General features: G+C 70.3%; 11 protein-coding genes and 1 pseudogene. 9 read left to right on the top strand and 3 right to left on the bottom strand.

Features of this window, described 5'->3' with window-relative positions:
• Positions 1-207 precede the first annotated feature (207 nt).
• Positions 208-495: a hypothetical protein gene (locus tag AB0L60_RS37190; protein ID WP_364624204.1), complete on the top strand. Its 288-nt coding sequence runs from the start codon at positions 208-210 to the stop codon at positions 493-495.
• Here AB0L60_RS37190 and AB0L60_RS37185 read toward each other — a convergent pair.
• Positions 461-1783: an MFS transporter gene (locus AB0L60_RS37185; RefSeq protein WP_364624202.1), complete on the bottom strand. Its 1323-nt coding sequence runs from the start codon at positions 1781-1783 to the stop codon at positions 461-463. The two genes, AB0L60_RS37190 and AB0L60_RS37185, sit on opposite strands and share 35 nt — an antisense overlap.
• Before the next feature lie 111 nt (positions 1784-1894).
• Between AB0L60_RS37185 and AB0L60_RS37180 the strand changes: the two genes are divergently transcribed.
• Positions 1895-2800, top strand: a complete 906-nt coding sequence (locus AB0L60_RS37180) for a LysR family transcriptional regulator (RefSeq protein ID WP_364624200.1) — start codon at positions 1895-1897, stop codon at positions 2798-2800.
• Between the two features lie 65 nt (positions 2801-2865).
• On the top strand, positions 2866-4143 hold the full coding sequence (locus AB0L60_RS37175) for a hypothetical protein (RefSeq protein ID WP_364624198.1): 1278 nt from the start codon (positions 2866-2868) through the stop codon (positions 4141-4143).
• Here the strand turns inward: AB0L60_RS37175 and AB0L60_RS37170 are convergent.
• Positions 4137-6410, bottom strand: coding sequence for a bifunctional serine/threonine-protein kinase/ABC transporter substrate-binding protein (locus AB0L60_RS37170; RefSeq protein WP_364624196.1), 2274 nt, complete (start codon positions 6408-6410; stop codon positions 4137-4139). The two genes, AB0L60_RS37175 and AB0L60_RS37170, sit on opposite strands and share 7 nt — an antisense overlap.
• 707 nt (positions 6411-7117) lie before the next feature.
• Here AB0L60_RS37170 and AB0L60_RS37165 point away from each other — a divergent pair.
• From AB0L60_RS37165 to der, 6 genes and pseudogenes are all read left to right on the top strand, one after another.
• Positions 7118-7993, top strand: coding sequence for a ParA family protein (locus AB0L60_RS37165; RefSeq protein WP_364624308.1), 876 nt, complete (start codon positions 7118-7120; stop codon positions 7991-7993).
• Positions 7994-8082: 89 nt separating this feature from the next.
• The gene (locus AB0L60_RS37160; protein ID WP_364624306.1) at positions 8083-8952 is read left to right on the top strand and encodes a segregation/condensation protein A; all 870 of its coding nucleotides are present in this window, start codon (positions 8083-8085) and stop codon (positions 8950-8952) included.
• Positions 8953-9197: 245 nt separating this feature from the next.
• Complete coding sequence (gene scpB / locus AB0L60_RS37155) at positions 9198-10016, top strand: SMC-Scp complex subunit ScpB (protein ID WP_364624304.1); 819 nt, start codon at positions 9198-9200, stop codon at positions 10014-10016.
• A gap of 770 nt (positions 10017-10786) precedes the next feature.
• A pseudogene (locus AB0L60_RS37150) lies at positions 10787-11644 on the top strand (pseudouridine synthase); the annotation flags it as partial.
• Between the two features lie 65 nt (positions 11645-11709).
• Complete coding sequence (cmk, locus tag AB0L60_RS37145; protein ID WP_364624302.1) at positions 11710-12378, top strand: (d)CMP kinase; 669 nt, start codon at positions 11710-11712, stop codon at positions 12376-12378.
• On the top strand, positions 12375-13790 hold the full coding sequence (gene der, locus AB0L60_RS37140) for a ribosome biogenesis GTPase Der (RefSeq protein ID WP_364624194.1): 1416 nt from the start codon (positions 12375-12377) through the stop codon (positions 13788-13790). Before cmk ends, der begins: the two co-directional genes overlap by 4 nt.
• Positions 13791-13856: 66 nt before the next feature.
• Here der and xerD read toward each other — a convergent pair whose 3' ends face one another.
• Complete coding sequence (xerD, locus tag AB0L60_RS37135) at positions 13857-14777, bottom strand: site-specific tyrosine recombinase XerD (protein ID WP_364624192.1); 921 nt, start codon at positions 14775-14777, stop codon at positions 13857-13859.
• Between the last annotated feature and the right edge of the window lie 8 nt (positions 14778-14785).

Below are 14785 nucleotides of genomic sequence, written 5' to 3'. Positions count from 1 at the left end.
ACCGCCGGATTGCGCTGGGCGGGAACGGCACAGGCTCGTGTCGACCGTACGTAAACATCGTGCAAATGGACCCCGCTACCGCTTGACCGGCCCTTAGCCGAACCTGACCATGGCCTCATGAGGCCCGCACGGCCGGTGCGGGCAGCTCGCGTTACGACGCGATGAGAGATAGACGCATCGTCGTCCTGCTGCGAGGAGGTGAGGGGTATGGCTGTTGTCGCGTGGGCACGTTCCACCACCGCCCTCCCCACGCTGGCGGCCGGGGCCATGGTTCTCGTCCTCGCCGGGCTGACCACTGCCTTCGTCTACCTCGCGGTGCCCGCCGTGGCCGGTCCGGCCGAGCACGCGCCCGCGCCCGCGCCGATCGAGGTCCACACCGATCCCCCGGCGGTACCGCCGGTGTGCGCCGAGGTCACCGAGGACAGCCCGGATCCGGCGTGCGCGGACACCGATACCGAAATCAGCGCCGATCCCGCGCCGGCCGACCAGCCGTGACCAGCGAGACCAGCAGCAGCGCCGCGAGCAGGAAAAGCGCTGCCACACAGGCCACCAGGCCGGCCCAGCCGCCGGTCGCGTACGCGATCCCGGCCGCGCTGCCGACCACCGCGCTGCCCAGGTAGTACGCGAACATATAGAGAGACGATGCCGCGCCGCGATTTTCGGCCAGCGTGCCCACCCACGCGCTGGCCGTGGTGTGCGCGGCGAAGAACCCGGTGGTGAACAGCAGGATGCCGATCAGCACCGTGGTCAGGTGATCGGGGATGGTGATCAGCGCACCGAGGGCCATCAATGCCACCGCGGCGGTGAGGACCCGCGCATGTCCGCGACGATCGGCGAGCCTGCCGGTGTACGCCGAGGCGACCGTCCCGGCGAGGTACAGCACGAACACCGATCCGGCCAGGGCCGCCGGCAATTCGAAGGGACGATGGGTCAGGCGGTAGCCCAGGAAGTTGTAGACCGACACGAAGCTGCCCATCAGCAGGAAGGCCAGACCGAAGAGCGCGATCAGGCCGCGATGCCGCAGCTGCGCCGTGAGATCGCCGACCATGGTGCCGAAACCGGCCGGGCGCGCGGCGAATCCGCGCGAGGGCGGCAGGGTGCACGCGAACCAGACCGTGCACACCGCGGCGGCCAGCGAGACCGCCAGCTCCGCCCAGCGCCACGAGGTCAGCCCAAGGGCGAGCGAGGGAATCAACCGGCCCGCCAGCCCGCCGATGGTGGTCCCGGCGATATAGACGCCCATGGCCGCGCCGAGTCCGGCCGCCCCGATCTCCTCGGCCAGATACGCCATGGCCACCGCGGGCACGCCCGCCAGCGAAACGCCCTGCACGGCCCGCACCGCCAGCAGGGTGTCGAGGGTCGGGCACAGCGGCAGCAGCAGACCCAGCGCCGAGGCCACCACCGCCGAACCGATCATCACCTGGGTGCGGCCGATCCGCGCCGACAGCGCACCCGCCGGAATGATGGCCAGCGCAAGAAAACCCGTGGTCAGCGAGACGGCGAGGGCCGCGTGCGCGGGCGGGACCGCGAAGGCGGCCGACAGGCTCGGCAGCAGCGACTGGGTGGAGTACATGGCCGCGAACGTGGTCAGCCCGGCTGCGAAAAGGGCTGCGGTGACCCGCTTCTCGTGTGCGTGCCCAGGCCGGGCGGGCCCGGCGGTACCGGTCGGCCCCTGCGTGGCCACGCTGGTCAGCTCCTGCGCTGCCGTACCGATCGGTGGCGGTGTCGCCGTACCGGTCGGCCCTGACGCGGCGGTGCTGGTGGTCCCTTGCACGGTAGTCATCGGATCCTCTCGGTACGGGGTCGGGATCCAGGGTGCGACGCTGGCACTTAGAACGGAAATGCATGATTATTGGAGTACTCATGCAATGCCGACATATAGTGAGGAGGCGACGTGCTCGGCTCGGACCTGGAGTGGTTCACGACACTCGCCGAAACGGAGAACGTCAGCGCGGCCGCGGATCGCCTGCACCTGGCGCAGCCCACGCTGTCGCGCATGCTCGCCCGGCTCGAGCAGCGGCTCGGCACCCCGCTGTTCGACCGGCACGGCAAGCGGATCCGGCTCAACGAGTACGGCCGCCTCTACTACGAGCACGCCCGCCGCGCCCGCGCCGAACTGCACGCCGGGGAGCAGGCCGTCGCCGACCGCATCAATCCGGCCAAGGGGGTGGTCCGGCTGTCGTTCCTGCATTCCTTCGGCGGCCGGCTGGCCCCGCAGCTGATCGGCGAATTCCGGCGCGGCTCGGGGCGGGTCGGCTTCACGCTGTATCAGGGCGCGGCCGAGGTCATCACCCGGCAGGTGCTCGACGGCGAGGCCGATCTGGCGCTGGTGTCGCCGCGGCCCGGCGAGCCCGGCATCGGGTGGCGCACCCTGCTGAATCAGCCGCTGGTCCTGGCGGTTCCGTCCGACCACCGGCTGGCCGCGCCGTCCGGCAAGAGCGGGCAGCGGCCGATCCGGCTGGCCGAGCTGGCCGACGCCGAATTCATCACCATGCATCCGGGATTCGGCATGCGGCGGATCTTCGACGAACTGTGCGCGGCGGCCGGGATCCGGCCGCGCATCGTCTTCGAGTCCAGCGATCTGGTGACGGTCTCCGGGCTGGTGGCGGCCGGGCTCGGCGTCGCGCTGGTGCCCGCCGAGGAACCGATGCCGCCGGGGCTGGCCGTCGTCCCGCTCGCCGACGCGGGCGCGTCCCGCGATGTCGGATTGATCTGGTCGGCGACCGCCACGCCGTCGGAGGCGGTGCGGCGGTTCCGCGATTTCGCCGCCGACTGGGCGGCCCGCCACCACCCCCGGTGAAGGCGCGCGCTGTTACGGTGGCTGAACGGTAACTGACCTGTTGCTTCAGACCTTGGGAGCCGCCCGTGCAGCGGTATCGCGCGGCCCTCGACACGGTGGGCGCGTGCGCCGCCGCCGCGATCGCGGGCCTGGCCCTCATCGTGCCCGTCGACACCGGGTGCGCCGCCGACTCGTCGGCGCTGCAGATGACGCTGCTGAGCGTGACAGTGCCCCGGGCCACGGCCGCGGGCGTGATCGTCGCGGTGCTGGCCGCGGTGTGCGTGCGCATGTTCGGCTCTCGCACCGCCTGGGGCGCAGCCACGGTCGCGACACTGATTCTGGTCACCGACCACCTGGTGCCCACCCCCTCCGTGACCATGGCCACCGCCAACTTCGTCGATTCGATCGCGGCGGGGGTGCTGCTCGGCGCGGCGGGCGCGGCGGCGCTCGAATACCGGCCGCCCGCAATCGGATACCTGCTCGGGGGACTCATCGGCGTCACGGTGGGCGACCACATCGAGACCATCGCGGCCGAGCAGGGAACCCTGTCGCTGCTCGAACGCGCCTTCGTGGATCTGCCGCCGGTCTGGGTCACCGTACCGACAATGGGATTGCTGGCCGTGTGCTGGGTCCTGTGCCCGCGCGCGGGGGCGGCGTCATACCCCACCGCGTTGAACCTGCCGTTCGCGCCGGTGCTCGCCGCGGCCGTGGTGGTCACCACCATCGACATAGTGTCGGAGCGGCTCACCACGGGGACGAGCGACGCCGCGGTCATCGTGGCCGGAACGCTCGCGGTGCTCGCGGCGGCGGTGATCTCCGCACTGCTGCTACCGGAACGCGACGGCACCCTCACCCTGCTCGCGGTGGCGCTCGCCGCGACGGGCAGTGCGATCGCCATCGCGGCCCAGGCACATTGGAAGCTCGCGCCGATTCTCTCGGTCCTGACGCTCGGCCTGGCGACGGGCCTGCGGCGCGCGGCGCCGGTCGTCGCCGCGGTCGCGATCGTCGGCCTCGGGGTGTTCGCGCTGCTGGTTCCCGGCGCGCGGCACGATGATTCGTGGAGCGCGCTGATCGGCAGCTGCGCCATCGCCGCGCTGGCCGGGTACAGCTTCGGCGCGGTCACCACCCGCGGCACGGCCGGGACCGTGCTGGCGATCGGCCTGCTGTTCATTCCGACCGCCGTGCTCACGCTGGAATTCCGTGGCTGCGAGGCGTTCCCGCTGCATCCCAACCGAGCCGTCGAATCGGGTGACCGCGCCGCCTGGATGGCCATCGCCCTCGGGGCCGGATGCCTGGCCGCCATCATCGCGCTGCGACGCCTGCGGCCCGAGCGGGTCGAGCAGGATGTCGAGCAGGATCAGTAGATCCGGTACAACCAGATCCGGGGATCGCCGAGTTCACCGGTCGCGCCCCAGCTGTACGCGTGGGCGATGCCGTCGCCGTTGTAGCCGTGCAGGTAGGCCCGCAGTTCCGTGCGACCCGCGTGCCCGGACACGATGCCCCGCAACACGATCGCGGTCAGGTCGTAGGCCTCGGCGGCATACGCGGTCGGGGCGGAACCGGTGGCGGACCGGTACTCGCCGACGAAGCGTTCGGTGGCCGCCCCACACTGACAGGCCACCAGGGTGCCGGTGGCCGCCGGACCCGCGAGGGTCCGGAAGTCCGGGTCGTAGCTGCCGTCGCCCAGCACGAAAGTCGCCGTGACACCGGTACTCCTGAGCTTGGTGAGCAGCTGGGCGGCGGCCGATTTGTACCCGGCGTAGAACACCGCGTCCGGGTGTGCCCCGGCGATGGTGTTCACGGCGTCACCCGGATCGCCGTCCGGGTCGATGCTGACCTGGCACCCGGCGAGCGCGGCCGGGCCCAGCCCCGTGGTCAGCGATTCCGCGAGCGAGCCGCCGAATCCGCCGTCACTGTCGCGCACCACACAGACCCGGGAGAAGCGCGCGGTGTTCGCCAGATACCGGCCCAGCGCCGGACCCTCCGCATTGTCGTTGGCCAGGCCGCGGAAGAAGCCGGACCAACCCGACTGCGCCAGTAGCGGATTCGTCGCTGCCGGGGTGAGAAACGACAGCCCGGCGGCGTCGAACGTCTTGCCCGCCGCCACCACCTCGCGGGACAGGGTGGGACCGATCACCGCGACGATCGAGGTTTCCGCGGCGATCTGCTCGGCGATCTGCGCCGCCGTCGTCTGGCTGCCCGCGGTGTCGAACCGCCGGACGGCGACCGGGCAGGCCCTGCTCCCACCCTGGACGAACTGGTCGACGGCCAGCTGCACGGCGTCGATCACCGTGCGGCCCAGGGCGACATCGGTATCAGCGCCCGTCAGGGGCACCGCGGCGGCGATGGAGACCGGCTTGCACGGCAGCCGGCCGTCGTTCGCGGGGTCCTCCACCGAGACGGGGTAGGCGACCTTGTCACCCAGGGCGTCGATCTGGGTGAGCGGCACGAAACCCGGGTACACGGCGGCGTACGGGCCGCCGGTGTTCGCCGGGGGCGTGCTCCTCGACGGCCCGGAATCGTGTGTCGCCCAGACGATTCCGGCCGCAGTCGCGACCACGACGACCAGCGCCGCCGCACCGGCGGCGATCCAGCGTCCGCGCCCGCCGTTCCGGTTGGGCGGCGGAGGCGGTGGGGACGACGGCTCGTCCAGTACGGTGGCCTCGCCCGCCCGGGGCAGGGTGATGGTGGCCGACACGCTGTCGCTCGGTCCGGTCGACGTGGCCCGGGCGCCGGCGAAGAGAGTGGTCACGGGTGACGCGGCGGCCACCCGCAGCGGCGGCATGGTGGAATCGGAATCATCCGACAGTGCCCGCAGCGCAGCGTCGGCGAACGCACGGCAGGAGTCGAAGCGGTCCTGCGGTCGTTTGGCCAGCCCGCGCGCCAGCACCGCGTCGAGGGCGGCGGGCAGCTCCGGTCGCCGGTCGGTGACCCGCGGCGCCGGATGCTGCAGGTGCCCCGCGATGACCGCCGCCGCGGTCTCCGCCTGGTACGGCGTCGATCCAGTGAGCAGCCGGAACAGTGTGCACGCCAGCGAATACTGATCCGAGCGCTCGTCGAGCGCGGCCCCCGACAGCTGCTCCGGCGACGCGTAGGTGATCGTCGCCGCCAGCATCCCGGTCCGGGTGATCTGCGCCGAGTCGTCGCGCAGTCGCCCGATCCCGAAGTCCGTCAGCAGAATCCGCCGATCCTGTCCCGGCACCGAGCGGGTCAGCAGAATATTGGCCGGCTTCACATCCCGGTGGATCACCCCCATCGAATGGGCGTAGTCCAGCGCCTTGGCGGTCTCGCCGATGATGTGGACCGCGTCGTGCGCGGGCAGGGTGAACGGGTCCAGCGCCGCCGCGTCCCCGCCGTCCACGTACTGCATGGCGATCCACAGCCGCCCGCCCTCGACCCCCCGATCATGCACCGCAACGATATTCGGATGATCCAGCCGGGCCACCAGCTCGGCCTCCCGCTCGAACCGGAACCGGGTCTCGCGCTGCGACACCAACTCCCGCGCCAGCAGCTTGATCGCCACCAGCCGAGGCAATCGCGGATGCCGGGCCAGAAAGACGTCCCCCATCCCGCCTCCACCGAGCCGCCGCTCGATCAAATAACCGGCGAATTCCGTACCCGCAAACAACATTCGGCCCTTCGCACCCCGCAACCTCCTCCGAACCATACCTGCTACACCCCGCAAGAGATCGGATCGACAGCCCCACCCACCCAGACCTTCGTGACCGGGCTGGTGCCGGAGTTCTCGGCGCTGAGGCCGGGTGATCTGGCGCGAAATACCGATGTCGACGCGGTGGCGATTCCGGCGCCGAGCATCCGGGTCCGGAGTTCGTCACGCGGCCGGCGGGGTTGTGTGATGCGGAGTGGGTCACGCTCGGGAGCTCGGGGGCTATTGTGGGCAGTTGCCGTCAGAGTTGATGGCGGGTCGGTGTGGGGGCGGCGACGGCGAGGCGGTTCCGCTGGGAGGAATCGACCGAGCCGGAGGGGAATCGGGTGGACCGGATCGGACAGGATTCGGGGAAACCCCCGCTGATCTCCCGCAGTCCTGGTGCATAGGCCGTAACCTGCTGTCCCACAGGCGAAGAATGCTCCTGACCGGACACCAGTCCGACCGAGGACACCCTTACCCGCCCTGAAGTGCAGGTTTAGGGTGCGTGTCCGAGCGTTGGTCTTGTGTGAACAGGCGGTAGCGTCTAGGAGGGACCCGGTCGCACACGCGGCCGGGCGCTTCGTCCACGGCAGGTCGGTGCACGGAGCAAGGGCAGGAACGTCGAAGGAGCAGCGGACGTGACGACTACCGGTGGTGCGGGCCAGCGGATCGAAACCGCCGCGCAAACACTGTGGGAGGCACCCGATGTGGTGTCCGACGGCAAGGAGTTCGGCCCCACCGGACGCCCGGTTCGCGAGATTCCGGAACCCCACGAAGCCGATCACAGCGGACCCGCCCTGATCGTCGCCATGTGCAATCAGAAGGGCGGCGTCGGCAAGACCACCTCGACCATCAATCTCGGTGCGGCACTGGCGGAATACGGACGAAAGGTGTTGCTGGTCGACCTGGATCCGCAGGGCGCGCTGTCGGCGGGACTCGGTGTGGCGCACCACGATCTGGACGTCACCGTGCACAACCTGCTCGTCGGCCCCGGCAAGGTCAATGTCGACGACGTGCTGATGAACACCAAGGTCGAGGGCATGGATCTGCTGCCCAGCAATATCGACCTGTCGGCGGCGGAGATTCAGCTCGTCAACGAGGTCGGCCGGGAGCAGACCCTGGGCCGCGCCATCGCGCCGCTGCGCGACCGCTACGACTACATCCTGATCGACTGCCAGCCCTCGCTGGGCCTGCTCACCGTGAACGCCCTGGCCTGCGCCGACGGCGTCATCATTCCCATGGAGTGCGAATACTTCTCGCTGCGCGGCCTGGCCCTGCTCAACGACACCGTGGAGAAGGTGCGGGACCGGCTGAATCCGGAACTGACCCTGTACGGCATCGTGGTCACCATGTTCGATGCTCGCCTATTGCATTCACGTCAGGTGATGACGCGCGTGGTCGAGGTGTTCGGCGACCTCGTGTACGACACCGTGATCTCGCGGACCGTCCGCTTCCCCGACGCCAGTGTCGCCGGCGAGCCCATCACCACCTGGGCGCCGAAATCCGGTGGCGCGGAAGCCTATCGGGCCATGGCCCGGGAAGTAATCCAGCGGTCGGGCCGTTGAGCGATCCTCTCGATTCGTCCGAGCACGACCCGGCGGACGCGGATACAACCCTGCCCGCCGGAGATCCGGACCCGCCGGTCCTGGCCGGCATCGCCGCAGGCGGCGGTACTGCCGCGGCACCGGACGATCAGAACGCAACGGGCAAATTTCACCTGAAGCTCGCCAACTTCGAGGGCCCGTTCGACCTGTTGCTGCAGCTCATCAGCTCGCGGCGGCTCGACGTCACCGAGATCGCGCTGCACAAGGTCACCGACGAATTCATCGCCCACACCAAGGCGCTCACCGCCCGGCTCTCGGAGGAAAAGGGGCTGCGCGCGGACAAGGTCCTCGACCAGACCACCGAATTCCTGCTCATCGCGGCCACCCTGCTGGATCTGAAGGCGGCCCGGCTGCTGCCCTCCGGCGAGGTCTCCGACGAGGAGGACCTCGAGCTCCTCGAAGCCCGCGACCTGCTGTTCGCGCGGCTGTTGCAGTATCGCGCCTTCAAACAGGTCGCGGCGCTGCTGGGCGAACTGGAGGCCGCGGCGCTGCAACGCTATCCGCGCGCGGTGTCGCTGGAGGAGCGGTATCTGGCGCTGTTGCCGGAGGTTACGCTGGGGGTGGACGCCGCGGGGTTCGCCGAGGTCGCAGCCACCGTGTTCCGGCCGCGTCCGAAACCGAGGGTGGGGCTGGATCACATCCACGCCCATGCGATTTCGATCGCCGAACAGGCCGCGCTGGTGCTGGAGATGCTGAAAAGCCGTGGCGCGGGCGGCTGGACGACCTTCCACGAACTCTGCGCCGACTGCGAACTGCCGATCCAGGTCGTGGCCCGCTTCCTCGCGCTGCTCGAACTCTACCGGGGCAAGACCATCGAGTTCGATCAGCCCGACCCCCTGGGCCCGCTCTCCATCAGCTGGATCGGCGAGCTCGAAGACCAACCGGCCCAACCGGTGACGATTGAAGAGGATTACGGGTGACCGAGGTGCAGAACTTGGGTGACGACGCGCACGACCCGGCCGCCGCCAACCAGGCTGCGTCCCAACTGACCCTGGCCGAAAGGATCGTGGCCGAAGCGGCCGCGGCAGCGAAGGCCCGCGCAGCCGGGGCGAATGCCGCCAAGTCCGAGGCCGAGGTCACCGAGCCCAGCGGTGGAAGCGTCGAAACGACGGCCGAGGGCGTCGAGGCCCCGGCGGAGGGTGCGGTGCTCACCGACGAAGCGACCATGCTCGAGTCCGCCGCCACGGAGCCCGCGGCTGACGCGCCCGAGTCCGTGAACGACGGCCCGGCGTCCGTGGCTGATACCTCCCAGTCCATCACTGGCGCTGCCGAGCCTGTGGCTGAAGTCTCTCAACCTGGGGCGGAGGTCGTGGCGCCGGACGGGCCGGGCGTCGATGCCGAGGAGTTCGAGGACGAGGAGGTGCTCGAGGAGGACGAGTTTCGGGCGGCGCTCGAGGCGATGCTGTTGGTGGTGGATGCGCCTGCGCCGGTGGAGTTGCTGGCGTCGGCTTTGCGGGATCATCCGATCCGGGTGGAGACCGCGCTGCGGGAGATGTCGGCGGAGCTGACCGCGCGGCGCAGTGGCATGGATCTCAGGTACGTCGGCGACGGGTGGCGCTACTACACGCGGACGGAATTCGCCCCCTATGTGGAACGTATGCTGTTGGACGGCGCACGGTCGAAGCTCACACGCGCCGCTTTGGAAACCCTGGCGGTGATCGCGTACCGTCAACCGGTTACCCGAGCACGCGTGAGTGCGGTGCGCGGTGTGAACGTGGATGGCGTGATCCGGACCCTGCTGGCGCGGGGCCTGATCGCGGAGGCCGGAGCGGACCCGGAGACCAACGGCACTCTGTACATCACCACCGAGCTGTTCCTGGAACGGATCGGACTTGCGTCACTGGCGGATCTACCGCCGCTGGCTCCACTGCTCCCGGGCGTCGATCTGATCGACGAGATCAACGAGAGCCTGGACACCGACCCCCGGTACACCAGGCTGAAGAAACCGGCCGAGGCCGATATCGACCTCGGTACCGATGATTGAAATAGGACAACGTGAATACACCCGCTCGCCGAGATGGCACACCGGATCGTAGAAAACGTGGCAGCGAACCGCCCAGCGGTTCCCGCGCGGCCCGCGGCCGGACCGGAGACGACCGGTCCGCGCGAGGCGGCGGCTCGTACGGCGGAGGCTCCGCCAACCCCCGTGGCGGCTCCGCGAATCGCGGCGGCTCGCGCGGTGACTCGCCCTCGTGGGGCGGAAATTCCCGTGGCGACTCGCGGGGCGGCAGTGATTCGCGCGGCGGCAGTGGCTCGTACGGCGGCGGACGCGGCGGCAGCGGGTCCTACGACTCGCGCTCCGGCGGATCCCGCGGCGGCTCGTACGGCGATTCCCGCGGCGGCTCCGGCTACGGCGACTCCCGCGGCGGCGCTTCCCGTGGCGGCGGCTCCTACGGCGACTCCCGAACCGGTGCGTCGCGTGGCGGTTCCGGCTCGTACGGTTCGCGCGGCGCTTCGGGCTCGCGCGAAGGCTACGGCTCGCGTGGCGAAAGCCAGTGGGGCGGTGGCGGTTCGCGCGGTGGAGCGCCCTCGCGCGGTGGCTCGTCGTACGGAAACTCCGCGCGCGGCAACCAGTCTCGCGGTGATTGGGGTTCCGACTCGCGTGGCGGGCGTGGCGGCGACAGCCGTGGCGGCCAGTCGCGCACCGGATTCGGCTCCGACCGTTCCGGTTTCGGCCAGGACCGCAATGCCTCGCGCGGCCGGATCGGCGGCGGTAGCCCGCTGGCTCCGCACACCTCCCCGAATACTCCCGCCAAGAAGAAGGCCGCCAAGCCGGAGCGCAAGATCGTCGCGCCCGTGCTGATCAGCAATGCGAAGCCCGCGCGTCACCAGCACGTGGACCTCGAGGAGCGCGGTCCGAAGAAGCTGCCCTGGGGCGAGGGCGAGCGCCTGCAGAAGGTCCTCGCGAAGGCCGGTGTGGCCTCGCGCCGCGCGGCCGAGGAGATGATCGACGCCGGTCGCATCGAGGTCGACGGCAAGATCGTGCGCGAACAGGGCCTGCGCATCGACCCGCAGACCGCGGTGGTCCGGGTCGACGGCGTACGCGTGGTGATCCGCGACGAGCAGGTGTACCTGGCGCTGAACAAGCCCAAGGGCTGGCAGTCGACCATGTCCGACGAGATGGGCCGCCCGTGCGTGGGCGACATCGTCGCCGAGCGGATCGCGGCAGGGCAGCGGCTGTTCCACGTCGGCCGCCTGGACGCCGACACCGAGGGCCTGCTGCTGCTCACCAATGACGGCGATCTCGCGCACCGGCTCATGCACCCGTCCTTCGAGGTGTCCAAGACCTACCTGGCCACGGTCAACGGCGAGGTCAAGAACCGCGAGGTCGGCAAGCTGCTCAAGGACGGCGTCGAGCTGGAGGACGGTCCCGCCAGGGTGGACCGGTTCCAGGTGCTCGAGGTCGGCCAGGGCAAGTCGCTGGTGAAGGTGGTGCTGCACGAGGGCCGCAAGCACATCGTGCGCCGCCTGCTGGCCGAGGTCGGCCACCCGGTGACCGCGCTGGTGCGCACCCACATTGGACCGGTCGCACTGGGCGATCAGCGGCCGGGCACGCTGCGCGTGCTGGGCCGGGACGAAATCGGGAAGCTCTACGAGGCGGTGTCGTTGTGAACGGTGTGGGAAGTCTGATCGACGCGACCGGCGCGCTGACCGGGTGGGCGCGGCTGGTCGTCGCCATGGACGGCCCGTCGGGCACCGGCAAGTCGAGCGTGTCGCGCTTGCTGGCGACCCGGCTGGGGGCCAGCTACCTCGACACCGGTGCCATGTACCGGGTGGCGACACTGCGCGTGCTGCGCGCCGGCGTGGACCTGGACGACGCCGCGGCCATCGCGGTCGCGGTCAAGGAGCTGCCGCTGACCATCGGCACCGATCCGAGCCGGGAGGTCATCCTGCTCGACGATGAGGATGTGTCGAGCGAGATCCGCGGCAATGCGGTGACCAGGGCGGTGTCGGCGGTGTCCGCCGTGCCCGAGGTGCGCGAGCAGCTGGTGGCCCTGCAGCGGGACCTCACCGCGGCGGCGGGGCGAATCGTGGTCGAGGGCCGCGATATCGGCACCGTCGTGCTGCCCGAGGCCGATGTGAAGATCTACCTGACCGCCTCGGCCGAGGCCCGCGCCGCGCGACGCAACGCACAGAACATCGCCGAGGGCCGGGGTGACGATTTCGAGGCCGTGCTGGCCGATGTGCAGCGTCGCGACACCCTGGATTCGACCCGCAAGGTGTCGCCGCTGCGTCCCGCCGAGGACGCCGTGCTGGTCGACACCAGCGATCTGAACAAGGACGAGGTCATCGACGAGCTGTATCGCGTGGTGGCCGAACGGATTTCAGCGGGAGGCGCGCAGTGACGCAGGACACCTTCGCCGGTGATGGCATCTGGTCGGACGAATCCGACTGGGACATCGCCGAATTCGAGGGCGAGCAGGACGCCGAGCACATCCCGCTGCCGACGGTGGCCATCGTCGGCCGGCCGAATGTCGGCAAATCGACCCTGGTGAACCGCATTCTGGGGCGCCGCGAGGCCGTCGTGGAGGACATTCCGGGCGTCACCCGGGACCGGATCTCCTACGAGGCCACCTGGGCCGGACGCCGGTTCCTGGTGCAGGACACCGGCGGCTGGGAGCCCGACGCCAAGGGCCTGCAGCAGTCGGTGGCCCGGCAGGCCGAGGTCGCCATGCAGACCGCCGACGCCATCGTCGTGGTGGTGGACGTCACCGTGGGCGCGACCTCCGCCGACGAGGCGGTGGCGAGGACGCTGCGCCGCAGCAAGACCCCGGTCATCCTGGTGGCCAACAAGGTCGACAATCAGAAGCTGGAGGCCGATGCGGCCGAGCTGTGGTCGATGGGCCTGGGTGAGCCGCGCCTGGTCTCGGCCACGCACGGTCGCGGCACCGGTGACCTGCTGGACCTCATTCTGGAGGTGATGCCCGAAACCCCGCGCGAGGGAACGGGTCTCACCGGCGGCCCGCGCCGCGTGGCGCTGGTCGGCAAGCCGAACGTGGGCAAGTCCTCGCTGCTGAACCGGCTGGCGGGCGAGGAGCGCTCGGTCGTCCACAATGTCGCGGGCACCACCGTCGACCCGGTCGACTCGCTCGTCGAATTGGGCGGCAAGCCCTGGCGTTTCGTGGACACCGCGGGCCTGCGCCGCAAGGTGAGCACGGCCAGCGGCCACGAGTTCTACGCGTCGCTGCGCACCAAGTCGGCCATCGAGGCCGCCGAGGTGGCGGTCATGCTGATCGACGCCTCGGAGCCGATCACCGAGCAGGACCTGCGCGTCATCTCCATGGTGGCCGAGGCCGGCCGCGCCCTGGTGATCGCCTACAACAAGTGGGATCTGGTCGACGAGGACCGCCGCGAGATGCTCGAGCGCGAGATCGACCGCGAAATGGTCCAGGTCCGCTGGGCCCAGCGCGTCAATATCTCCGCTCAGACGGGCCGCGCCGTCCAGAAGCTCGTCCCCGCCATGGAAACCGCCCTGGATTCCTGGGACAAGCGCATCTCCACCGGCCGCCTGAACAACTGGCTCAAGGAGGTCATCGCCGCCACCCCGCCCCCGATGCGCGGCGGCCGCCTCCCCCGAGTCCTGTTCGCCACCCAGGCCTCCACCCGCCCCCCGACGTTCGTCCTCTTCACCACGGGCTTCCTCGAGGCCGGCTACCGCCGCTTCCTCGAACGAAAGCTCCGCGAGGAGTTCAACTTCGACGGCTCCCCGGTCCGCGTGAACGTCCGCGTCCGCGAAAAGCGCGAACGCAAGAAGTAAGGCCCACGCGCCGAACGAAACCCAACGCCCGGGCGACGGATCCCACCGTCTCCCGGGCGTTCTCGTTCAGCGAGCGCGCGGATGCGCGGTGGCCCAGACTTCGTGGAGGGTGCCGACGGTGACCAAGGTGTAGATCTGGGTGGTGGTGACCGAGGCGTGGCCAAGCAGTTCCTGGACGACCCGGACGTCGGCGCCGCCGTCGAGGAGATGCGTGGCGAAGGAATGCCGGAGAGTGTGGGGCGACACCTGGGCGGCGATGCCGGCCCGCTCCGCCGCGGATTGCAGGACCTGCCAAGCGGATTGGCGGGAGAGGCGGCCGCCGCGGTGGTTGAGGAAGAGGGCGGGGTTGCCCTTGCCTCGGGTGGAGAGGGCCGGGCGGCCGCGGACCAGGTAGTTGTCGAGGGCGGCCAGGGCGGGGCGGCCGATCGGGACCATGCGCTGTTTACCGCCCTTGCCGCGCAGGACCACCGCGCGTCCGGCGGTGTCGATGTCGTCCACGTCGAGCCCGACCATCTCGGAGATGCGGGCGCCCGTGGAGTACAGCAACTCCAGTAGTGCCCGGTCGCGCAGCCCGCGCGGGCCGTCGGCGATGTCGCCCCCGGCGGCGTCGAGCAGGCGGGAAACCTGGTCGTACGGGAGGGCTTTCGGCAGTCTGCGGGCGGGTGTCGGCGGTTTCACCGGGTGCGCCACATCCGCGTCGGTGATGCCCTCCGCGGTGGCGAACCGGTGCAGCCCGCGGACGGCGACCAGAGCCCGCGACGCCGACGAGACCGCCAGGGCGGGATGCTCGGAGTCCCCCGACCGCAGCGACACCATGTAGTCGGCAATGTCCGACTCGGCCACGCGTGCAAGCGTTTCCACTCCGCGCTCGGTCAGAAAGTACTGGTAGCGGCCCAGATCCCGCCGATAGGCGCTGAGCGTATTGCGCGCGGCGCCGCGCTCGACCGCCAAATGGTCGAGGTACGCGTCGATCTGCCGCTTCAGCACGGCTCACA

Source organism: Nocardia sp. NPDC051981 (assembly GCF_040680715.1).
Lineage (GTDB): Bacteria > Actinomycetota > Actinomycetes > Mycobacteriales > Mycobacteriaceae > Nocardia.
The sequence above is the reverse complement of the archived record's forward strand: the minus strand, read 5'-3'. Positions and strand labels throughout refer to the sequence as shown.